This window comes from Streptomyces sp. NPDC002138, assembly GCF_040296485.1.
Classification (GTDB): Bacteria; Actinomycetota; Actinomycetes; order Streptomycetales; family Streptomycetaceae; genus Streptomyces.
On record NZ_JBEOXE010000015.1, the window covers coordinates 94889 to 115002 of the forward strand.

The 20114-nt window shown below is 72.3% G+C and carries 19 protein-coding genes; 12 read left to right on the forward strand and 7 right to left on the reverse strand.

All coding sequences use genetic code 11. From position 1 onward, the window contains the following. Window positions 1-6 precede the first annotated feature (6 nt). Genes ABT084_RS12900 through ABT084_RS12925 form a run of 6 tightly spaced genes read left to right on the forward strand, consistent with a single transcriptional unit; the run spans window position 7 to window position 7865 of the window. A complete protein-coding gene (locus tag ABT084_RS12900; RefSeq protein ID WP_502968922.1) occupies window positions 7-1701 on the forward strand; it encodes an acyclic terpene utilization AtuA family protein in 1695 nt (564 codons plus the stop codon). After that, the gene (locus tag ABT084_RS12905) at window positions 1698-3296 is read left to right on the forward strand and encodes an acyl-CoA carboxylase subunit beta (RefSeq protein ID WP_351041802.1); all 1599 of its coding nucleotides are present in this window, start codon (window positions 1698-1700) and stop codon (window positions 3294-3296) included. The genes ABT084_RS12900 and ABT084_RS12905 overlap by 4 nt, the downstream gene beginning before the upstream one ends. Window positions 3297-3349: 53 nt before the next feature. Further along, on the forward strand, window positions 3350-5326 hold the full coding sequence (locus ABT084_RS12910) for an ATP-binding protein (RefSeq protein WP_351041885.1): 1977 nt from the start codon (window positions 3350-3352) through the stop codon (window positions 5324-5326). Continuing rightward, window positions 5323-6501: an acyl-CoA dehydrogenase family protein gene (locus tag ABT084_RS12915; RefSeq protein ID WP_351041805.1), complete on the forward strand. Its 1179-nt coding sequence runs from the start codon at window positions 5323-5325 to the stop codon at window positions 6499-6501. The genes ABT084_RS12910 and ABT084_RS12915 overlap by 4 nt, the downstream gene beginning before the upstream one ends. A 39-nt stretch (window positions 6502-6540) precedes the next feature. After that, window positions 6541-7278 (forward strand): enoyl-CoA hydratase family protein, encoded by a 738-nt coding sequence (locus ABT084_RS12920; RefSeq protein ID WP_351041808.1) that lies wholly within the window; start codon window positions 6541-6543, stop codon window positions 7276-7278. Beyond that, the gene (locus ABT084_RS12925) at window positions 7266-7865 is read left to right on the forward strand and encodes a TetR/AcrR family transcriptional regulator (protein WP_351041810.1); all 600 of its coding nucleotides are present in this window, start codon (window positions 7266-7268) and stop codon (window positions 7863-7865) included. The genes ABT084_RS12920 and ABT084_RS12925 overlap by 13 nt, the downstream gene beginning before the upstream one ends. Before the next feature lie 66 nt (window positions 7866-7931). Here the strand turns inward: ABT084_RS12925 and ABT084_RS12930 are convergent, their stop codons facing one another. Continuing rightward, the gene (locus ABT084_RS12930; RefSeq protein WP_351041813.1) at window positions 7932-9032 is read right to left on the reverse strand and encodes a citrate synthase 2; all 1101 of its coding nucleotides are present in this window, start codon (window positions 9030-9032) and stop codon (window positions 7932-7934) included. A gap of 239 nt (window positions 9033-9271) precedes the next feature. Between ABT084_RS12930 and pdxH the strand changes: the two genes are divergently transcribed. Continuing rightward, on the forward strand, window positions 9272-9895 hold the full coding sequence (pdxH, locus tag ABT084_RS12935) for a pyridoxamine 5'-phosphate oxidase (protein WP_351041888.1): 624 nt from the start codon (window positions 9272-9274) through the stop codon (window positions 9893-9895). A gap of 427 nt (window positions 9896-10322) precedes the next feature. Here pdxH and ABT084_RS12940 read toward each other — a convergent pair whose 3' ends face one another. Continuing rightward, a complete protein-coding gene (locus ABT084_RS12940; RefSeq protein WP_351041891.1) occupies window positions 10323-10568 on the reverse strand; it encodes an RRXRR domain-containing protein in 246 nt (81 codons plus the stop codon). Window positions 10569-10657: 89 nt separating this feature from the next. Here ABT084_RS12940 and ABT084_RS12945 point away from each other — a divergent pair, with 89 nt between their 5' ends. Continuing rightward, on the forward strand, window positions 10658-11977 hold the full coding sequence (locus tag ABT084_RS12945) for a PAS domain-containing protein (RefSeq protein ID WP_351041815.1): 1320 nt from the start codon (window positions 10658-10660) through the stop codon (window positions 11975-11977). A gap of 41 nt (window positions 11978-12018) precedes the next feature. Here ABT084_RS12945 and ABT084_RS12950 read toward each other — a convergent pair whose 3' ends face one another. Next, on the reverse strand, window positions 12019-12774 hold the full coding sequence (locus ABT084_RS12950; RefSeq protein ID WP_351041818.1) for an SIS domain-containing protein: 756 nt from the start codon (window positions 12772-12774) through the stop codon (window positions 12019-12021). 211 nt (window positions 12775-12985) lie between these two features. Between ABT084_RS12950 and ABT084_RS12955 the strand changes: the two genes are divergently transcribed. Both ABT084_RS12955 and ABT084_RS12960 read left to right on the forward strand, forming a co-directional pair. Then, a complete protein-coding gene (locus ABT084_RS12955) occupies window positions 12986-13678 on the forward strand; it encodes an iron-dependent transcriptional repressor DtxR (RefSeq protein WP_351041821.1) in 693 nt (230 codons plus the stop codon). Between the two features lie 288 nt (window positions 13679-13966). After that, window positions 13967-14878 (forward strand): alpha/beta fold hydrolase, encoded by a 912-nt coding sequence (locus ABT084_RS12960; protein ID WP_351041824.1) that lies wholly within the window; start codon window positions 13967-13969, stop codon window positions 14876-14878. Window positions 14879-14978: 100 nt separating this feature from the next. Here the strand turns inward: ABT084_RS12960 and ABT084_RS12965 are convergent, their stop codons facing one another. From ABT084_RS12965 to ABT084_RS12980, 4 genes are all read right to left on the reverse strand, one after another. After that, the gene (locus tag ABT084_RS12965) at window positions 14979-15434 is read right to left on the reverse strand and encodes a hypothetical protein (RefSeq protein ID WP_351041826.1); all 456 of its coding nucleotides are present in this window, start codon (window positions 15432-15434) and stop codon (window positions 14979-14981) included. Between the two features lie 137 nt (window positions 15435-15571). Next, complete coding sequence (locus ABT084_RS12970; protein ID WP_351041829.1) at window positions 15572-17305, reverse strand: alpha/beta hydrolase; 1734 nt, start codon at window positions 17303-17305, stop codon at window positions 15572-15574. A 110-nt stretch (window positions 17306-17415) separates the two neighbouring features. Continuing rightward, complete coding sequence (locus tag ABT084_RS12975) at window positions 17416-17832, reverse strand: hypothetical protein (protein WP_351041831.1); 417 nt, start codon at window positions 17830-17832, stop codon at window positions 17416-17418. A 196-nt stretch (window positions 17833-18028) separates the two neighbouring features. Continuing rightward, window positions 18029-19024, reverse strand: a complete 996-nt coding sequence (locus tag ABT084_RS12980; protein WP_351041833.1) for a helix-turn-helix transcriptional regulator — start codon at window positions 19022-19024, stop codon at window positions 18029-18031. Window positions 19025-19194: 170 nt separating this feature from the next. On the opposite strand from ABT084_RS12980, the gene ABT084_RS12985 reads away from it, so the two are divergent. Together ABT084_RS12985 and ABT084_RS12990 are read left to right on the forward strand one after the other, a co-directional pair. Then, complete coding sequence (locus ABT084_RS12985) at window positions 19195-19554, forward strand: hypothetical protein (protein WP_351041836.1); 360 nt, start codon at window positions 19195-19197, stop codon at window positions 19552-19554. Between the two features lie 179 nt (window positions 19555-19733). Continuing rightward, entirely contained in the window at window positions 19734-19910 is a 177-nt protein-coding gene (locus ABT084_RS12990; RefSeq protein WP_351041838.1) for a hypothetical protein, read from the forward strand. Window positions 19911-20114 lie beyond the last annotated feature (204 nt).

The following is a 20114-nucleotide window of genomic DNA, read 5'->3' on the forward strand; positions in this document are numbered from 1 at the left end:
CGCGAGATGCTGACCGGCGGCGAGCTGGACGTCCTGACCGGCGACTACCTGGCCGAGCTGACCATGCTGATCCTCGGCCGCGACCGCCTCAAGGACCCGGGCCTCGGATACGCGAAGACGTTCCTGCGCCAGCTGGAGGAGGGCCTCGGGCTCGCGCACGAGCGGGGCGTGCGGATCGTCGCCAACGCGGGCGGCCTCAACCCGGCCGGGCTCGCGGACGCCGTGCGCGAGCTGGCAGCGAAGACCGGGGTCCCGGTGAGCGTCGCGCACGTCGAGGGCGACGACGTGATGCCGTACGCCGAAGGGGTGCTGACCGCGAACGCCTACCTCGGCGGCGCCGGGATCGCGGCCTGTCTGCGGGCGGGCGCGGACGTCGTGATCACCGGCAGGGTGACGGACGCGGCGCTCGTCAGCGGCCCCGCGTCCTGGTGGTTCGACTGGGCGCCCGGGGACCACGACCGGCTGGCGGGAGCGGTCGTCGCCGGGCACGTACTGGAATGCGGCACCCAGGCCACCGGCGGCAACTACTCCTTCTTCACCCGCCACACGGCGTCCCCGCTCCTCCCCGGCTTCCCCCTCGCCGAGATCGAGGCGGACGGATCCAGCGTCATCACCAAACACCCCGGCACGGGCGGGGCGGTGACCACCGGCACCGTCACGGCGCAGCTGCTGTACGAGACCCAGGGCGCCCGGTACCTCGGCCCCGACGTGACGGCCCGCCTCGACACCGTGCGGCTCACCGACGCCGGCCCGGACCGGGTCGGGATCAGCGGGGTGCGGGGCGAGGCGCCGCCGCCGACGCTGAAGGCCGGGATCACCCGGATCGGCGGCTGGCGCAACGAGGTGGTCTTCGTCCTGACCGGGCTGGACATCGAGGCCAAGGCAGACCTCGTACGGGCCCAGCTGGCCGGGGTGCTGGAGGGCGTGGCCGACGTCGGCTGGACCCTCGCCCGCACCGACCACGAGGACGCGGGGACCCAGGAGACGGCGAGCGCGCTGCTGCGGCTGGTGGTCCGGGACCCGTCCGCCGACCGGGTCGGGCGGCCCCTGACCTCGGCGGCGATCGAGCTGGCGCTGGGCAGCTACCCCGGGTTCCATGTGAGCGCCCCGCCGGGACCGGCCCAGCCGTACGGGGTGTTCAGCTCCGGGTACCTGCCCGCCGACACCGTCCCCCACCTGGCGGTCCTCCCGGACGGCACCCGCCTGCCCGTCCCGGCGCCCCCGTCGGCCACCGCGTCGGCCCTGGCGGAGCCCGCTGGGGAACGGCTTGCGGAGCCCCCTGCGGCTCCCCTCGCCGAGCCCGCGCCCGCCGGCCCCACCCGCCGCGCCCCCCTGGGCCTGGTGGCCGGAGCCCGTAGCGGGGACAAGGGCGGGGACGCCAACGTCGGGGTGTGGGTGGAGCGGGACGACGCCTGGGAGTGGCTGCGGCGGACCCTCACCGTGGAGCTGTTCCGGGAGCTGCTGCCCGAGACCCGCGCCTTCTCCGTCACCCGGCACGACCTGCCCGGCCTGCGCGCCCTGAACTTCGTCGTCACCGGCATCCTCGGCGCCGGGGTCGCCTCCGGGCACCGCTTCGACCCCCAGGCCAAGGCGCTCGGCGAGTGGCTGCGCGCCCGCCACCTCGACATCCCCGTCGGCCTCCTCCCCCCTTCCCCCTCGCCCCTCTCCCCCTTCTCCCCTCCGGAGGTGAGCCGCCCATGACCCGGCTCGGCACCAGCGTCGACACCCGCGACCCCGACCACCTGGCCCACCGGGCCGCCGCCCTGGAGCGCATCGAGGCCCTCGACGCCGAGCACGCCAAGGCGCTGGCGGGCGGCGGCGAGAAGTACACGGCCCGGCACCGGGCGCGCGGCAAGCTGCTCGCCCGGGAGCGGATCGAGCTGCTGCTGGACCCGGACACCCCTTTCCTGGAGCTGTCCCCCCTCGCGGCCTGGGGCAGCGACTATCCGGTGGGCGCCTCGATGGTGACCGGGATCGGGGTGGTCGAGGGCGTCGAATGCCTGGTCACCGCCAACGACCCGACCGTGCGCGGCGGTGCCTCCAACCCGTGGACCCTCAAGAAGGCGCTCCGGGCGAACGAGATCGCCCGGGCCAACCGGCTGCCCTGCATCAGCCTGGTCGAGTCCGGCGGCGCCGACCTCCCGTCGCAGAAGGAGATCTTCATCCCGGGCGGGGCGATCTTCCGGGACATCACCCGGCTCTCCGCCGCCGGGATCCCCACCGTGGCCGTCGTCTTCGGCAACTCCACGGCGGGCGGGGCCTACATCCCCGGGATGTCCGACCACACCGTGATGATCAAGGACCGGTCGAAGGTGTTCCTCGGCGGTCCGCCGCTGGTCAAGATGGCGACCGGCGAGGAGAGCGACGACGAGTCGCTCGGCGGCGCCGACATGCACGCCCGCACCTCGGGGCTCGCCGACTACTACGCCCTCGACGAGGAGGACGCGATCCGGCAGGCCCGCCGGATCGTGGCCCGCCTGAACCACCGCAAGGCGCTCCCGGACCCGCCGGAGGCCCAGGAGCCCCTGTACGACGCCGAGGACCTGCTCGGGATCGTGCCGGCCGACCTCAAGACCCCCTTCGATCCGCGCGAGGTGATCGCCCGCCTGGTCGACGGCTCCGACTTCGACGAGTTCAAGCCGCTGTACGGCACCAGCCTGGTCACGGGCTGGGCGAGCCTGCACGGCTACCCGATCGGCATCCTCGCCAACGCCCAGGGCGTGCTGTTCAGCGCCGAGTCGCAGAAGGCCGCCCAGTTCATCCAGCTCGCCAACCAGCGCGACATCCCGCTCCTGTTCCTGCACAACACCACCGGCTACATGGTCGGCAAGGAGTACGAGCAGGGCGGGATCATCAAGCACGGCTCGATGATGATCAACGCGGTGTCCAACTCGAAGGTCCCGCACCTGTCCGTCCTCATCGGCGCCTCCTACGGCGCCGGGCACTACGGCATGTGCGGGCGGGCCTACGACCCGCGCTTCCTCTTCGCCTGGCCCGGCGCCAAGTCCGCCGTCATGGGCCCGCAGCAGCTCGCGGGCGTGCTGTCGATCGTCGCCCGCGCCTCGGCCGCCGCGAAGGGGCAGCCGTACGACGACGAGGCCGACGCCGGGATGCGCGCCTTCGTGGAGCAGCAGATCGAATCGGAGTCCCTGCCGATGTTCCTGTCCGGGCGGCTGTACGACGACGGGGTCATCGACCCGCGCGACACCCGCACCATCCTCGGCCTGTGCCTGTCGGCCGTCCACAACGCCCCCGTCGAGGGCGCCCGTGGCGGCTTCGGCGTCTTCCGGATGTGAGCCCCCACATGACCACCGCACCCGACCCCACCGCACCCGCCACCACGGCCACCATGACCCCGTCGGCCGTCACCGCGTCCGTCCCCGCCGCGCCCAAGACGATCGGCTCGCTCCTCGTCGCCAACCGCGGGGAGATCGCGGTACGGATCTTCCGCACCGCGCGCGCCCTCGGCATCGACACCGTCGCCGTGTACGCCGACCCCGACGCCCGGGCCCTGCACGTCCGGGAGGCCGACGCGGCCGTGCGGCTGCCCGGGGCCGCCCCCGCCGAGACCTACCTGCGAGGCGAACTCCTCGTGAAGGCGGCCCTCGCCGCGGGCGCCGACGCCGTCCACCCCGGATACGGGTTCCTCTCCGAGAACGCCGGCTTCGCCCGGGCCGTGCGCGCCGCCGGGCTGCTCTGGATCGGCCCGCCGCCCGAGGCGATCGAGGCCATGGCCTCCAAGACCCGCGCCAAGGAGCTGATGCGCGCCGCCGGGGTCCCGCTCCTCGACCCCGTCGACCCGGCCGGGGCCACGGTCGCGGACCTCCCGCTGCTCCTCAAGGCCGCCGCGGGCGGCGGCGGCCGCGGCATGCGGGTGGTCCGCGAGCTGGGCGTCCTCAAGGACGAACTCGAGGCCGCCGCGGCCGAGGCCCGGTCCGCCTTCGGTGACGGCGAGGTCTTCGCGGAGCCCTACGTCGAGCGCGGCCGGCACGTGGAGGTGCAGATCCTCGCCGACGCCCACGGCACCGTATGGGCGCTCGGCACCCGGGACTGCTCCCTCCAGCGCCGCCACCAGAAGGTCATCGAGGAGGCCCCCGCCCCGGTCCTCCCCGAGAGCCTGCGCACGACCCTCCACGAAGCCGCCGTCGCCGCCGCCCGCGCGGTGTCCTACCAGGGCGCGGGCACCGTCGAATTCCTCGTCACCGCCGACGGCCGCCCGTACTTCCTGGAGATGAACACCCGCCTCCAGGTGGAACACCCCGTCACCGAAGCCGTCTTCGGCCTCGACCTCGTCGCGCTCCAGCTGCGCATCGCCGAGGGCGAGGCGCTGCCCCTGGATCCGCCGCGGGCCAAGGGCCACGCCGTCGAGGCCCGGCTGTACGCGGAGGACCCCGCCCGGGACTGGCGTCCGCAGGCGGGCGTCCTGCACACCCTGTCCGTGCCCGGGGACGGGATCCGGGTCGACACGGGCTTCACCGACGGCGACACCGTCGGCGTGCACTACGACCCGATGCTCGCCAAGGTCATCGCCCACGCCCCCACCCGCGCCGAAGCCGTCCGCGCGCTGGCCGGCGCGCTGGCCCGGGCCCGTATCCACGGCCTCACCACCAACCGGGACCTGCTCGTACGCTCCCTGCGGCACCCGGAGTTCACCGCCGCCCGCCTCGACACCGGGTTCTACGAGCGCCACCTGGACACCCTCATCGAAGCCGCCCCGGACGCGGCGCTCTCCGCCGTCGCCGCCGCCCTCGCCGAGGCCACCCCGGCACCCGGAGCGCCGCTCGCCGCCCGGCTCGGCGGCTGGCGCAACGTGCCGTCCCAGCCGCAGAGCCGGAACTACACCGCGGCCGGGACGGCGTACGAGGTCCGCTACCGACCGGCCCGCAGCGGGCCCCCGCAGCTCGTGGACCGGCCCGGCGTGCGCGTCGTGGCCGCCGGCCCGGAGTCGGTCACCCTCGAAGTCGACGGGATCCACCGGGTGTTCCACGTGAAACAAAAATCGAACAGCCCCGAGGTGTACGTCGATTCACCGCTCGGCGCGCACACCCTGACCCGGCTGCCCCGCTTCGCCGAACCCCAGGACCGCACCGAACCCGGCTCCCTGCTCGCCCCCATGCCCGGCACCGTCGTGCGGATCGCCGAGGGCCTCGCCACCGGCTCCGCCGTCACTGCCGGGCAGCCCCTGTTCTGGCTGGAGGCCATGAAGATGGAGCACCGCATCGTCTCGCCCTCCTCCGGCACGCTCACCGCGCTCCACGCCGTCCTCGGCCATCAGGTCGAATTCGGCGCCCTGCTCGCCGTCGTCCAGGAGGAACCGCCCGCATGAGCAACGTCGTTGTGCCCCCCTCTGTGACCGAATCCGAAGAACACCGGGCCCTGCGCGCGGCCGTCGCCGCCCTCGGGCAGCGCTACGGCCGCGACTACCTCGCCCGGGTGGCCCGCGAGGGCCGCCACCCCGACGAGCTGTGGGCCGACGCCGCCAAGCTCGGCTACCTCGGGGTCAACCTCCCCGAGGAGTACGGCGGCGGGGGCGGCGGCATCGCCGAGCTCTCCATCGTGCTCGAGGAACTCGGCGCCGCGGGCTGCCCGCTGCTGATGATGGTCGTCTCGCCCGCCATCTGCGGCACGGTCATCGCCCGCTTCGGCACCGACGCCCAGAAGAGCGCCTGGCTCCCCGGCCTCGCCGACGGCAGCCGCACCATGGCCTTCGGCATCACCGAGCCCGATGCCGGATCCAACTCGCACCGCATCACCACCACCGCCCGCCGCGACGGCGACGCGTGGGTGCTCACCGGCCGCAAAGTCTTCATCTCCGGTGTGGACATCGCCGACGCCACCCTGATCGTCGGCCGGACCGAGGACGCCCGGACCGGACGCCTCAAGCCCTGCCTGTTCATCGTCGACCGCGACACCCCCGGCTTCACCCGTTCGGTCATCGACATGGAGCTCCAGGCCGCCGAGAAGCAGTTCGAACTCGTCCTGGACGAGGTCCGGCTGCCCGCCGACGCCCTGGTCGGCGACGAGGACGCGGGCCTGCTCCAGCTCTTCGCCGGGCTCAACCCCGAACGCGTCATGACCGCCGCCTTCGCCATCGGCATGGGCCGCTACGCCCTGGCCAAGGCCGTCGACTACGCCAAGACCCGGCAGGTGTGGAAGGAGCCCATCGGCGCCCACCAGGCCATCGCCCACCCGCTGGCAGCCGCCCACATCGACCTCGAACTGGCCCGCCTGATGATGCAGAGGGCCGCCCACCTCTACGACGCCGGGGACGACATGGGCGCGGGAGAAGCGGCCAACATGGCCAAGTACGCTGCCGCCGAGGCCTGCGTCAAGGCGGTGGACCAGTCCGTCCACACCCTGGGCGGCAACGGCCTCACCCGCGCATACGGACTCGCCGCCCTCATCACCGCCTCCCGGGTGGCCCGTATCGCACCCGTCAGCCGCGAGATGATCCTCAACTTCGTCTCGCACCAGACCCTGGGCCTGCCCAAGTCCTACTAGACACGCCCCACTGGAACGGAAAGGGCCGGAGGAACGGACATGACCCCGATCGTCGGATCCGCGCACACCCGCGGCATCACCACCCTCACGCTCGACTCGCCGGACAACCGCAACGCGCTCTCCGCGGAGCTCGTCGGCGAGCTGCGCGCGGCCCTCGCCGCGGCGGGCGCGGACCCGGCGGTCCGGGCACTGGTCCTCACCCACACCGGCGGCACCTTCTGCTCCGGTGCCGATCTGAAGAACCCCTTCGCACCCGAGGACTTCCTGGCCCTGCTGCGGGAGCTGGCCGAGCTGCCCAAGCCGGTCGTGGCCCGCGTCACCGGCCACGTCCGGGCCGGGGGCCTGGGGCTGCTCGGGGCCTGCGACATCGCCGCCGCCGGGCCCCGGTCCTCGTACGCCTTCACCGAGAGCCACCTGGGCCTGGCCCCCGCGGTGATCTCGATCCCGCTGCTGCCCCGGCTCGACCCCCGGGCCGCGGCCCGGTACTTCCTCACCGCCGAGCGCTTCGGACCGGCCGAGGCGGCCGGGATGGGCCTGCTCACCCTGCACGCCGACGATGTCGACCAGGCCCTCGAACCGGTCCTGGGGGGGCTGCGCAAAGCCTCCCCGCAAGGCCTCGCCGCGTCGAAGGCCCTGGTCACCGCCCCGGTACGGGCGGCACTGGAGCGGGACGGGGAGCGCCTGACCGCGCTGTCCGCGTCCCTCTTCGCCTCGGCCGAGGGCCGCGAGGGCATCACCGCCCTCTTCGAGCGCCGGGACCCGTCATGGGTGTGGTGACCGGTCCCAAGCAGGCCCGCAGCCGGGTCACCCGTCGGCATCTCCTGGAGGCGGCCGTCTCCTGTCTGGCGGAACACGGCTGGGCGGGGTCCACCGTCGCGGTCGTCGCCGAGCGCGCCGGGGTCTCCCGGGGCGCGGCCCAGCACCACTTCCCCACCCGCGAGGCCCTGTTCACCGCCGCGGTCCAGTACGTCGCCGAGGAGCGCTCCACCGCCCTGCGCGAGCTGTTCCACACCGCCCCGGCGCCCCGCGCCGAGGTGGTCCACGCCGTGGTGGACCTGTACACGGGCGCCCTCTTCCGGGCCGCGCTCCAGCTGTGGGTGGCCGCCTCCAACGAGGAGCAGCTGCGGCCCCCGGTCACCGAGCTGGAGGCCCGGGTCGGGCGCGAGACCCACCGCATCGCCGTGGAACTCCTGGGCGCGGACGAGTCCGTGCCCGGGGTGCGGGAGACCGTACAGGGCTTCCTGGACATGGCGCGCGGGCTGGGCCTGGCGAACGTCCTCACCGACGACACCGCCCGCCGGGCCCGGGTGGTCACCCAGTGGGCGGCCATCCTGGACACCGCCCTGGGTCCGCCCCGGGACTGATCCGGGGCGGACCGTCGCCGGGGCCGCGGGTGCGGGGCCCCGGCGGGGCCCCACCGACCCCACCGACTACCGGGCGATGTCGGCGTACCCCTCGACGGCCTGCGGCTCCCGGGTGCCCGGGCCGACGTAGCGCGCCGAGGGACGGACCAGGCGGCCCGTGCGCTTCTGCTCCAGGATGTGCGCCGACCAGCCGGCGGTGCGGGCGCAGGTGAACATCGAGGTGAACATGTGCGCCGGGACCTCCGCGAAGTCCAGCATGATCGCCGCCCAGAACTCCACGTTGGTCGCGAGCACCCGGTCGGGGCGCCGCGCGTGCAGCTCCTCCAGCGCGGCCTTCTCCAGCGCCGCCGCCACCTCGTAGCGCGGCGCGTCCAGCTCCTTGGCCGTACGGCGCAGCACGCGGGCGCGCGGGTCCTCGGCGCGGTAGACGCGGTGCCCGAAGCCCATCAGCCGCTCGCCCTTGTCCAGGGCCTTCTTCACGTACGCCACCGCGTCGCCGCTGCGCTCGATCTCCTCGATCATGCCCAGCACCCGGGAGGGCGCGCCGCCGTGCAGCGGCCCGGACATGGCGCCGACGGCGCCCGACAGCGCCGCCGCGACGTCGGCGCCGGTGGAAGCGATGACCCGGGCGGTGAAGGTGGAGGCGTTCATGCCGTGCTCGGCGGCCGAGGTCCAGTAGGCGTCGACGGCCTTGACGTGCTTGGGGTCGGGCTCGCCCCGCCAGCGGATCATGAAGCGCTCGACGACGGAGTCGGCCTTGTCGATCTCGCTCTGCGGGACCATGGGCAGGCCCTGGCCGCGGGCGGACTGGGCGACGTACGACAGCGCCATGACGGCCGCGCGCGCGAGGTCGTCACGGGCGGTCGCCTCGTCGATGTCCAGTAGCGGTTTCAGGCCCCACACGGGGGCCAGCATCGCGAGCGCGGACTGCACGTCGACCCGGATGTCCCCGGAGTGCACCGGGATCGGGAAGGGCTCGGCGGCGGGCAGCCCGGGGTTGAAAGCACCGTCGACCAGCAGTCCCCAGACGTTCCCGAAGGACACGTGACCGACCAGGTCTTCGATGTCGACGCCCCGGTAGCGGAGCGATCCGCCTTCCTTGTCGGGCTCGGCGATCTCGGTCTCGAACGCGACGACCCCTTCGAGCCCGGGTACGAAGTCGGACATCAGGCGGCTCCTCAGATAGATGCGAACACGCGCGGCTCCCGGCGTGATTCGCGGTCCGGCGCGGTCATCCCCGTTGATGCCCGGCAGGGCCGATGGTCACCCTCATGGGAACCAGCGGACCGGCCCCAAGATTTTGTCCGCTCTGGATGGCCTGCGGAAGCGTGACATACGGCACACCCCCGGAAGTCGTCCTGCGGCAGGATGGCGGGGTGACAGACAAGGATCTTGACCCCGCCCTCATGCGGATGCAGTACCGCTCGGAGATCCTCGACGAGGACGGCCTCGCCGCGGACCCCATGGAGCAGTTCGCGCGGTGGTTCCGCGATGCCGCCGACGCGCACGTCTTCGAGCCCAACGCGATGGTCGTCTCGACCGCCACCCCCGACGGGCGGCCCAGCTCCCGCACGGTGCTGCTCAAGCAGTTCGACGGGCGCGGCTTCGTCTTCTTCACCAACTACGGCTCGCGCAAGGGCGCGGAGCTGGCCGCGAACCCGTACGCGAGCCTGCTCTTCCCGTGGCACCCGGTCGCCCGGCAGGTGCTGGTCACCGGCAGCGCGGTGCGGATCGGCCGGGACGAGACCGCCGCGTACTTCCGGTCGCGGCCGCACGGCTCGCAGCTGGGGGCGTGGGCGAGCGACCAGTCCCAGGTGATCGCCTCGCGCGCCGAGCTGGACCGCAGGTACGCCGAGCTGGCGCAGCGGTACCCCGAGGGGGAGCAGGTGCCGGTGCCGCCGGAGTGGGGCGGCGTGCGGGTGGTGCCGCAGGAGGTGGAGTTCTGGCAGGGCCACGAGAACCGCCTGCACGACCGGCTGAAGTACGTCCGCGACGGCGAGAAGTGGCGCGTGGAGCGGCTCTGCCCGTAGGGCGGCCGTGACCGTGGGCCGGCGCCCGCGCGGGCGGCGCCGGGAGCGAGCGGCGCCGGGAGCGGACCACGCCGGGAGCGGACCGCGCCGGAAAACAGACGACCCGCGGGCTCGGGTTTCTCTCCTGCAGTGAGAGAAGCCGGCCGGACGTACCGGCGAGCCCGCGGGTCGGGTGACTGCTTGGGATTGGCGCTCGGCGATCCCGCCGGGCACCGCACTGGGTGCGTGCGACGACGGGCGCTTAGCCCGCAGTCACCTCACGCGTCCGGATTTCATACATTTCCGGGATCACCTCCTTTCAGTGTGCGACCACTGTAAGCAGCCCTACGCCCTTCGCTCAATCGAATTTCGGGGGCGAATCCACAGCTGTATCCATCGGCCCGTTGGAGCATCCGAAGAAGCCGGTGGGAAACGTCGAAGCGGCTGGTCAGAGTGGTGACGCGAGGCTGTCCGCCCGCCCGCACCGCGATGCGCCCCACCCAGAGGAACCCGGCCGGGTGCGGTTGCCGTGCCGCGGAGCCCGGTGCCGGAGGTTCGCCGAGCGGCGTCGGCGACGGTAACCCGCGCGCCGCATCATGCCGCGGTGAATCTGTTCTCCCCTGTGCCGCAGCTCGATCGTGATAAGGCCGCGGCGTGTGAGGGCTGTGCTGTCCGCGCCCGTCCAGGTGTGCATGGATTTCGCCGAACAGGGTGTGGGCTGCGTCACGTTCCAGTTCAATGATCTGACGTGCCGCACACGCGAACACCTGCAGGGGGTCCCAGGTGAGTGCTTTCGGACGTAGTGAGACCACCGATGATCTGCTCGCCGCACTCCTGGACGGGATGGACGCGGCACTCTGCGCGTTCGATGCCGACGGCGTGATCACCCACTGGAACCGCGAGGCCGAGCGGATCCTGGGCTGGTCGGCCGCCGAGGCCGTCGGGCGGCGGGGGTTCGCGGGGTGGGCGGCGCGGGCCGCCGACGCGCAGGACGTCGAGGCCAGACTCATGGCCGCGCAGGACGTGCCGGGCCGCCAGGTGCACGAGTTCGCCCTGCTCACCAAGGACGGCGGGCGGGTGCTCGTACGGACCCAGTCGGCCGGGGTGCCGGGCGCGGACGGAAAACCGGCCGGGGTGTACTGCGCGTTCAGCGAGGTGCACGCGCAGATCGACCTGGAGCGGTCCATCGCGCTCAGCGAGGCGCTGATGGACGACGCCTCGTGGGGGGTCGTCCTGGTCGATGTGGATCTGCGGCCCGCCGTGGTCAACGCGCAGGCGGCCACCGCCTTCGGATCGGGGCGCACCACGCTGCTGGGGCGGCCGCTCGGGGAGCTGCTCGCGCAGGGCGTGGAGGAGCTGGAGGGCGCCCTGCAGCACGTCCTGGCCGAGGGGCCGCCGCCGGGGCCGGTGGAGCTGTGGGTCTCGGTCCGCACGGCCACGGGAGTACGCCGCCGCTGCTGGCGCAGCGGCTTCCTGCGGCTGGCCTCGCCGCTGGCGGAGGAGCCGGTGCCGCTGGGGGTCGGCTGGCTGTTCCAGGACATCACCGAGGCCCGGCAGGCGGAACTGGACACCGCGCAGCTGCGGTTCCGCTCCCAGCAGCTGCACCGGGCGGGCCGGGCGGCGGGGGAGTGCGAGGAGCCGGCGGAGGCGGCGGCGGTCCGGCTGGAATTCGCGCTGGCCGGCTTCGCGGACCACGCGCTGATCGACGTACTGGCCGCGGACGGGGCACGCCTGGTCCGCTCGCCCGTGTCCCCCTCCGGGGCGGTGCCCGCCGCGGGCCCGCTGCTGCCGGGGCCGGGGGCGATCCCGGTCCGCTACGAGCCCGGCCACCCGGCGCTCCAGGCACTGGACCGGATCGGCTCGGTCCGGGCCAGCGCCCCGGGAGGCCCGGCGGCCGAGGGCTGGGTGCGGTCCCGTCAGTGGCCGCAGGGCGCGGCGCACGCGCTGTGCGTGGTCCTGCGCAGCCGCGGCCGGAGCCTGGGCGTCCTCACCTTCCTGCGGGGTACGTCCCGCCCCCCGTTCGACCGCACGGACGCCGCGTACGCGGAGGAGGTCGCCTCCCGGGTGGCCACGGACCTGGCCCTGTCCCGCATGACGGCGTAGGGGGAGGATCCGAAGGGGACGGCCCGGTGGCGGGGTGATGCCTAGTGGCGGAAGAAGATGCGGTCGCCGTACTCCTTCATCACGCGGCCGTTCCACTCGTGGCCGCCGTCGACGTTGCCCGAGCGCAGCAGCGGCGGCTCGACGCCCCGCGCGACGAGGTCACCGGCCGCCGCGGCCATGACGGCCTGCATGATCGCGCTGGTCACCACGGTGGACGCCGGGGCGAACGGCGCGTCGATCCCCGCCAGGCTCAGCTCCGCGTCGCCGACCGCGATCTTGCTGTCCAGGACGATGTCGCAGTGGTCCTTGAGGAAGGTGCCGGAGACGTGCCGCGAACGGGTCTCCGTCGCGTACGCCACCGAGGTCACGCCGATCACCTTGAGGCCGATGGCCCGTGCGTTCATCGCCATCTCGACGGGCAGCGCGTTGCGCCCGGAGAGCGAGATGATCACGAGTACGTCGCCGTCGGCGGCCGGGCTGCTGTCCAGGACCGCACCGGCCAGCCCGTCCACCCGCTCCAGCGCGCTGCCGAGCGTCGCGGGCATGACGTCGATCCCGGCGGTGCCGGGGACGGCGAGGAAGTTCATCAGGGCGAGCCCGCCGGCCCGGTAGACCACGTCCTGCGCGGGGAGCGAGGAGTGCCCGGCGCCGAAGGCGAAGAGCCGGTTCCCGGCCGCCACCGCGTCCGCGATCACGGCGCCGGCCTCGGCGATGCCCGCGGACTCCTCGTCCCGCACCCGCTCCAGGAGACCGATCGCGGCGTCGAAGAACTGACCGGCCAGCTTGCTCTCGCTCATGCGCTGAGGGGCCCTTCCAGAGGTGGGGTGCGTCCGTGTCCGCCGCTCACCGTGCGGTCTGGACCAAGGGCGTGTCAATACCGGCGTCAATCCGGGGACGAAGGCCCCGAGCGGGTCCGGGACGGGCCATGACCTCCGGCACGGGACGGTTGTCGGCCTGATGCGTCAGAATTGGGTGCAGGGCCAGCGCACGATATCCCGAGGGGCACGAATGTCCGGACTGATCGACACCACGGAGATGTATCTCCGCACCATCCTCGAGCTGGAAGAGGAAGGCGTGGTCCCCATGCGCGCCCGGATCGCCGAGCGGCTCGATCAGAGCGGCCCGACGGTCAGCCAGACGGTGGCACGCATGGAGCGCGACGGCCTGGTGGCCGTCGCCAGCGACCGGCACCTGGAGCTGACGGAGGAGGGGCGGCGGCTGGCCACGCGCGTGATGCGCAAGCACCGGCTGGCCGAGTGTCTCCTCGTCGACGTCATCGGTCTCGAGTGGGAGCAGGTGCACGCCGAGGCCTGTCGCTGGGAGCACGTGATGAGCGAAGCGGTGGAGCGGCGGGTGCTGGAGCTGCTGCGTCACCCGACCGAGTCGCCGTACGGGAACCCGATCCCGGGGCTGGAGGAGCTGGGCGAGAAGGCCGAGGCGGATCCGTTCCTCGACGACAGCATGGTGAGTCTGGCGGAGCTGGACCCGGGCGCCGAGGGCAAGACCGTGGTCGTGCGCCGGATCGGTGAGCCGATCCAGACGGACGCCCAGCTCATGTACACGCTGCGGCGGGCGGGCGTGCAGCCCGGCTCGGTCGTCAGCGTGACGGAGTCCCCGGGCGGAGTGCTGGTCGGCAGTGGCGGCGAGGCGGCCGAGCTGGACTCGGACGTCGCCTCGCACGTGTTCGTGGCCAAGCGGTGAGCATCCGTACCGCCCGCGTGGGGTAGATGTTTTCTCCGGTGTGGACGGTCCCGGCGCCTCGCGGCGCCGGGACCGGTCCTCCCCTATTGACCTGGAGCCCCGAGCTCTCAAGGTCATCCCCTTCGGACCGTCTTCCCCGAGCGGCCCGCCTCCCGTTGAAAATCTCCCCTCGGCAGCGGCGGCCAATCCTTGAGCAAGGTCATTCGAAAGAGTGGTGTTGCCGTCGAGAAGGCTGTTTTCGAATGCGGGTTCGATAGTCTTGCGGGGAGCGAAGGGGGTGCATCTGCGGTGGTACAGCGCTTCGATGTAACAGGGTCCGACGGCGTACGCCTGGCCGCGTGGGAGTTCCGGGAACCCACCTCCCCAGGTGCCCCGGCCGAAGGCTCCCGTCTTGGGTCCGGGCCCGGATCCGGTCCCGGCGTGCTCTTACTCCACGGGCTGATGGGCCGCGCCTTCCACTGGGCCGGAACCGCCCGCTGGCTCGCCGAGCGGCGCCGCGTCGTCGCCCTGGACCAGCGCGGCCATGGACAGAGCGAGCGCCTGGCCAACGGGCCGGGTCTCCCCACCGCCTTCGCCCGCGAAGCCTTCGTGGCCGACGCCGAAGCCGTGGTCGAGCAGCTCGGCCTGGCCCCCGTCACCCTGATCGGCCACTCCATGGGCGCCCTCACCGCCTGGCAGCTGGCCGCCCGCCGCCCCGACCTCGTCGAGGCCCTGGTCATCTGTGACATGCGGGCCTCCGCGCTCGGTGCCGCCTCGCAGCGGGAGTGGGAGGAGTGGTTCCGCCGCTGGCCGCTGCCGTTCCCCACGCAGGACGCCGCGCGGCGCTGGTTCGGCGAGGACGACCCGCGGGTGGAGCGGCCCGACCCCGGGCGCGGGGCCTTCTTCGCCGAGGTGATGCACCAGGCGCAGGACGGATGGCGCCCCCTCTTCTCCCGTCGGCAGATGCTCACCGCCCGCGAGACGTGGGTGCACGACGCGCACTGGGAGGAGCTGGCGCAGGTACGGTGCCCGACGCTGGTGGTGCGCGGGCTGGACGGCGAGCTGGGCCGGGCCGAGGCACAGGAGATGGTGCGGGTGCTTCCGGCGGGCCAGTACGCGGAGATCCCCGACGCCGGCCACTACCTCCACTACGACCAGCCCGACGCCTGGCGCGCCGCCCTGGAACCCTTCCTGGACACCCTGAAGGCCACCCACCCCTGACCGCCCCCGACGGCGACGGCCCGGCTTCCCAGCCGCCCGGCTCCCGGAGCAGGGCGGCCGGGGGCAGGGGGCGTGCGGCACGCGCGCGCCCCCTGACCGCCTACGGCGCGGGGCTCTCCGCCGACCAGAAGTCGTCGTGGACATCCGGTCGCTGGGGGTACGGGCCGGTGCGCACCGGTGTGTTGGGCTTGGCCGTGGGGTCCTGGACGGGTGAGTCCGCGAAGCAGGGGGTGGTGATGTCGAAGAAGAACTGCCCCGTGGATCCGACCATGGCGGAGAGGCGATAGTTCTCGGGCGTGGCGGCATAGACGGCAGGTGTCTCTCTACCGGGCCTGACCTTGGTGATGGTGTAACCGCGCCCCTTCCATTCGCGCTCGATCACTCCGATCAGAGCGCCGCGCCGCGCTTCCGACACGATCGTCAGCACGGTGATCGAACGGCGCGCCGAGGCGCTCCCCGCAGGGCTCCCGGCGCCTTCACAGCGTGAGTTGCCGGAAGGCCCGTGATTCCAGCTGAGTCCGGGTTGCACCGCGGCGAGTGTCTCCTGGAGGATCATGTCGCCACGCTCGACGCCCTGTCGTAGATCCATGTCCGGCCGAGGCCCTTTCGTCGAGTCCTTCGCACCGGATCCGGGCAGCGCGCACCCTGTGAGGACGCCCAGGAGAAGTGCGACGGCTGCCATGCGCTGATGTCTCATCGTGGGTCCTGAGTGGTGAGCCCGCTGGTGTCACCGGCCACGATGCGGGCGATGTTCTCCGCGGAGACCGGATCCACCTGGGGATCGAAGTAGTTGGAGTGAGCGGGTGCCGGGTCTTCGAGGCTGTGAAAGGCGGGGGGCCCGGCCGCCACCTCGAAGCGCCGGGCTCCGAAGGACCGGTCGGCGGGGTCGGTACCGAAGTAGCCTTCACTCGTGCCGGTCGCTATCGTGCCGGCCAGGAAGCCGGTGGCACCGCCGAGCAGGGGGCCGGTCGGACCACCGGATATGCCATTGATGACTCCCCTGAGCATGCCGTTGGCTTCGGCCTTGTTCGGCAGTTGAGTGACCGGGTCATTGTCCGCCGCTCCGACCCACACATGCTCCCTTCCGACCCCGAGTTGGTCGGCCGTGTGCGCACCCGTACCAGGGCTACCGATCAGAACGATGTCATCGGCGCCCGGAATGCCGCCAGGCGCCTGTGCGGCTTGGCCCACCATAAGGGACCCATATGAATGGCCGATAGCGGTGACGTGCGGGTCGGAGTTGTGGTTCGTGGCGCTGATCCCGGCCATGAACTGGTTGTAGGACGTAGCGCCGGTACGGGCTTTGCCATCGCCCATGACCTCGAAATTCTCAACGAATTTGTCAGCAGGCGCCTGCGGTGCGTCGTAGCCGAGCCACACCATGGATGCCGTGGAGGGATCGAATCTGCTGGCGAGGATTCCAGTACTTCGAGCCCGCTCGATGTCGTTGCGGGCGAACGAACCGTCGAGCGCCGTCCCCAACCCGGGGACGTACGCCGAGACGTTCTTCGAGGTGTCCGGGTTACCGAAGGAGACGATGGCCCGGCCATTGTTCTGGTCGCTGATGCCCAGGAGGTACATCGGCGGGTCCATCGGCCTTTGATTCCACAGCTGGTCGTTGATCGAACGCAGGCCCTCCAGCTGATTCCGGGACTTTTCGTCACCCTGCTCCGACAGCTTCCCGATCAGCATCTCCAGGTTGTCCCGGTTGGCGCGGTCCCGTGTCTCCGCCGGGATGCCGTCCAGGTTGCCGATCACGTCCGGGTACACCGCCAGATACTCGGCCCGCTGGTCGTCCGTCAGGCCCTGCCACCATGAGTGCCGGTCCGCCGGGCTCCGGTCGAGCGGGATCGTGTCGTGGAGGTAATGTCCGGCCTCCTTGCGTACGAGGTCCGCGTCGGCCGTCGCGTCCGCCCAGGTGGCGTCGGTTACCTCGAGGCCATCCGCGGCCACCAGCCGGTTCAAGGCCTGGGTGAAGCGCGAGTCCACCTCCTGCGCGGCGAGCAGGGCCGTGTGGATCCGGCTGGCGATCTCCTGGGCCACCGCGTGGTTCGGGTTGGCGCTCGCGCCCATCGGGGGCTGGGCCTGCGGGTGCATGGGCAGCTCACGGAGAAACAGCCGTCGGTCGACTCCCCGCACCGAACTGCCGGGAACCGGCTGCTTGGTCAGGAGACTCTCGCCCGCAGGGGGGTACTCCACCGAACCGTCCGCGTGCAGGGTGAAGCCGTGGTTCGTGGCGTCGTCCAGGGCAGCCTTCAAACGTGTCTGCTGCGTGGAGAGTTCCTGGGCAAGGGCGCCCAGGGTGGTGCGGACGAGACCGCACTCGGTGTGGATGTAGTCGAAGTTCCGGTCCAGGCGCCGCAGCCGCTCGTGTGCGGCGGTCGCGGACTCGCCCTTCTGCGTCTCCAGGGACTTCAGCATCTCCATGCTGATCCTGGTCCTTGCCGCATTCGCCCGGTTGCTTGCTTCCGCCCAGCCCGTGGCGGCCTCCGTGAACTCGCTCGTCTTCAGGTCACGCAACTGCTGCCAGGTCATGCTCATTTCGTCGGCCCCGGTCGTACCGCGAGACGGGAGAACGCGAGCCGGCCCTGTTCGTCCACTTCTCCCAGGTCCTTGGCCACCTTGAGCAGCATCGGATCCAGCGCACCACACTCGTCGCGGACCGCCGTCAGTCGCTTCTCCCACGAAGCCTGTACGGCCACCAGGGCGCCCGCGGATGCGAGGCCGGCGGTTCCCGACGCCAAGCCCTCGTGGGCGAGAGACATCCGGCTCAGTGCGCTGCCCGTGCTGGTGCGCAGCTCGCCCGCCGCTGATGCCGCCGTGCTCCACGGCCCCGCCGCGTGAACCAGATCGCCGCTCTCCCCCGCCCCTGGCCCCGCGGCCGACGCGAGGCGGAGGCCCTGCGGCGTGTCGAATAGTTCCTGCCACCGTTCTGAGTAGGCACCCGTGCCCATGGTCCAGCCCTCCCAGCCCTGTGCCCTCCCCGGCACCGTCCTCGAACGACATCAGGTGACTGGTTGCGAGCGCAAGGCAAGATTGCGAGTCTGGCGAAAACGGTCCTATCGGCCATAACAAAGGATGCGGGGATGCGCTAGGGGGCAGGTACTCATATGCGAATTCGCATATGAGTACCTGCCCCACGCGGCGGGGTCATTCCGTTGTGGGGAGCCAGCCGCGTTGGACGGCGCGGGCGCCGAATTCGAAGCGGCTTGCGGCGCCCAGGCGTTCCATCAGGCTGTTGGCCAGGCGGCGGGCCGTGCGGGGGGAGACCGCCAGGCGTTTGGCGATGGCCTCGTCGGTCAGGCCCTGGGCCAACAGCCGGATCACCGTGGCCTCCTGGGCGTTGAGACCGGCCTCGTCGCGTTCCTCGGAGGTGCCCAGTGGCCGGGCGCCGGTCCAGAGGTTCTCGAAGAGCGCGCACAGGGCCATCAGGGTGCCCTGGCCGGTGAGGACCACCGCGCCCGCGGAGCTGTCGTCACTGCTGACCGGGATGACCGCGGTGGTCCGGTCGAAGATCATCAGCCGGGTCGGGAGGTCCGGCGCGGTGCGCACCTCGCCCCCCAGTTCGCCCAGCCACGCCGCATAGGCCACGGTGGGCTGGCTGTTGCGCACGCTGTCCTGGAACAGGGAGCGCATGCGGACCCCGCGCCCCAGCAGCGCCAGGTCGCTCGGCTTCGAGGCCTCCAGGGTCTCCGGCCGGTGTCCCCCGCCGGGGGCGAAGGTCATCAGCTCGGTCCGGACGCCGTGCGCCAGGCCGGTGATCCTGGTCCGGATCTCGTCCAGGCCGACCAGCTGCTCCACCCCGGGGCTCGCCACGGCCGGGCTCAGGTCGGCGAATTCCGCGATGAGCTGGGCCGCGGCGGCGCGCGAGGCCTCGATGCGCAGCTGCTGCGCCGCCAGTTCCGCTTGCTGACGGGCCATGAGCAGTTCCATGCCGACCTCGGGCGAGACGGCGCGCAGCTCGCCCTCATGCTCGAAGGAGGGCCGGATCAGGGCGAGTTCGCTGAGCAGGTCCAGACTCGCGCGGACCTCGGCCTCGGGCATGCCGAGGTGTTCGTTGAGCGCGCGCACCCCGGAACGCGGGTGCGCGAGCATCGTGCGGTAGACGGCTTCCGCCGTCGCGTTCAGGCCAAGCGTTGCCAGCACAGCGTTGTCCCCCCGGATGCGCCTTTGTGAGCTCGAACGAATCGAAGCGTGATGATCATTTCATGCCGCGAAACGATAGAACAGCTTTTTGTGGCCCGATCCGGCCAAGGCCCGAACCGTCCATGTTGCAGGGGGTTTTGCTGGGGCCAAATGTCCGGAACGGTGAGGTCATGTACCTGATTCACGCCTCCCTGCGAGCCCCGGCCTCCGGCACCCCGCTGCCCCCGCACGCGGGTGAACTCGTACGCACCTTCGCGGACTCCGAGGTTCCGGTCGAGCACGTCTCCACGCACCCGCACGCCCTGCCGGGCCCCGTCCTCGGCGTCTACCTCCTCGCGGACAGCCTGGAGCAGGCGGAGCGCCGTACGGAGACGCTCTGCCGCCGCGCCTTCGAGAAGGTGCCCGCGCTGCGCGGATGGACGGTCGGCCGGGTCGGCGTCCCGATGGTCACCGCGTACTACGAGGGCCTCCTGCTGGCCGGTTCCGGACCCGCTGGACGGAACGGTCCAGGTCCGGTTCCGTCCAGCTGAATGCCCTTCCAACTGCCTTGAGCTGCGACGAAGCTAGTACTCGCCAGCAGGGAGAACCGCCCGGCAGGCACCACCGGTCGAAGCGCCACCGCGGGACGCCAGACCGGATCAATGACCTGTACCAGCGCCGGCCCGGCCGGCTCCAGCAGCTCCAGCAGCTCCAGCAAAGGACCACTTCCATGCTTCGCACCCGTCTCGCCCAGGCCGCCGCGGTCGCTTCCCTCGCCTTTGCCCTCGCCGCCGTCGCCCCGGCCCTCGCCGCCCACACCGGCCCCACCACCGCCGACTCCCACGTCACCGCCACCACCGCCTGGGAGACCGCCCCGGTCGGCAAGAACACCACCGCCTGGGAGTAGCCGGTCCCGTCGCCCGGCCCCGCCGCGACGACCCGCTCCCACCCGCAGCACCGCACCACCGCGCCACCGCGCCACCGCGCCACCGCGCCCCCGCAAAACCGCAGAACCGCACCACGCACCGCACCACCCCGCGCCGCGTCCGCCGGCCCGACAGCTGCTCCTGCAGGGCAGCCGTCCTCCGCCACGCCGCGCGCCCCCATTCTT

What these genes read in the sequence shown, in the direction of transcription:
- ABT084_RS12900 (WP_502968922.1), top strand. Translation starts at nt 7, where the DNA reads ATGCTGACCGGCGGCGAGCTGGACGTCCTGACCGGCGACTACCTGGCC.
- ABT084_RS12905 (WP_351041802.1), top strand. Translation starts at nt 1,698, where the DNA reads ATGACCCGGCTCGGCACCAGCGTCGACACCCGCGACCCCGACCACCTG.
- ABT084_RS12910 (WP_351041885.1), top strand. Translation starts at nt 3,350, where the DNA reads ATGACCCCGTCGGCCGTCACCGCGTCCGTCCCCGCCGCGCCCAAGACG.
- ABT084_RS12915 (WP_351041805.1), top strand. Translation starts at nt 5,323, where the DNA reads ATGAGCAACGTCGTTGTGCCCCCCTCTGTGACCGAATCCGAAGAACAC.
- ABT084_RS12920 (WP_351041808.1), top strand. Translation starts at nt 6,541, where the DNA reads ATGACCCCGATCGTCGGATCCGCGCACACCCGCGGCATCACCACCCTC.
- ABT084_RS12925 (WP_351041810.1), top strand. Translation starts at nt 7,266, where the DNA reads ATGGGTGTGGTGACCGGTCCCAAGCAGGCCCGCAGCCGGGTCACCCGT.
- ABT084_RS12930 (WP_351041813.1), bottom strand. Translation starts at nt 9,032, where the DNA reads ATGTCCGACTTCGTACCCGGGCTCGAAGGGGTCGTCGCGTTCGAGACC.
- pdxH (WP_351041888.1), top strand. Translation starts at nt 9,272, where the DNA reads ATGCGGATGCAGTACCGCTCGGAGATCCTCGACGAGGACGGCCTCGCC.
- ABT084_RS12940 (WP_351041891.1), bottom strand. Translation starts at nt 10,568, where the DNA reads ATGCACACCTGGACGGGCGCGGACAGCACAGCCCTCACACGCCGCGGC.
- ABT084_RS12950 (WP_351041818.1), bottom strand. Translation starts at nt 12,774, where the DNA reads ATGAGCGAGAGCAAGCTGGCCGGTCAGTTCTTCGACGCCGCGATCGGT.
- ABT084_RS12955 (WP_351041821.1), top strand. Translation starts at nt 12,986, where the DNA reads ATGTCCGGACTGATCGACACCACGGAGATGTATCTCCGCACCATCCTC.
- ABT084_RS12965 (WP_351041826.1), bottom strand. Translation starts at nt 15,434, where the DNA reads ATGATCCTCCAGGAGACACTCGCCGCGGTGCAACCCGGACTCAGCTGG.
- ABT084_RS12970 (WP_351041829.1), bottom strand. Translation starts at nt 17,305, where the DNA reads ATGGAGATGCTGAAGTCCCTGGAGACGCAGAAGGGCGAGTCCGCGACC.
- ABT084_RS12975 (WP_351041831.1), bottom strand. Translation starts at nt 17,832, where the DNA reads ATGGGCACGGGTGCCTACTCAGAACGGTGGCAGGAACTATTCGACACG.
- ABT084_RS12985 (WP_351041836.1), top strand. Translation starts at nt 19,195, where the DNA reads ATGTACCTGATTCACGCCTCCCTGCGAGCCCCGGCCTCCGGCACCCCG.
- ABT084_RS12990 (WP_351041838.1), top strand. Translation starts at nt 19,734, where the DNA reads ATGCTTCGCACCCGTCTCGCCCAGGCCGCCGCGGTCGCTTCCCTCGCC.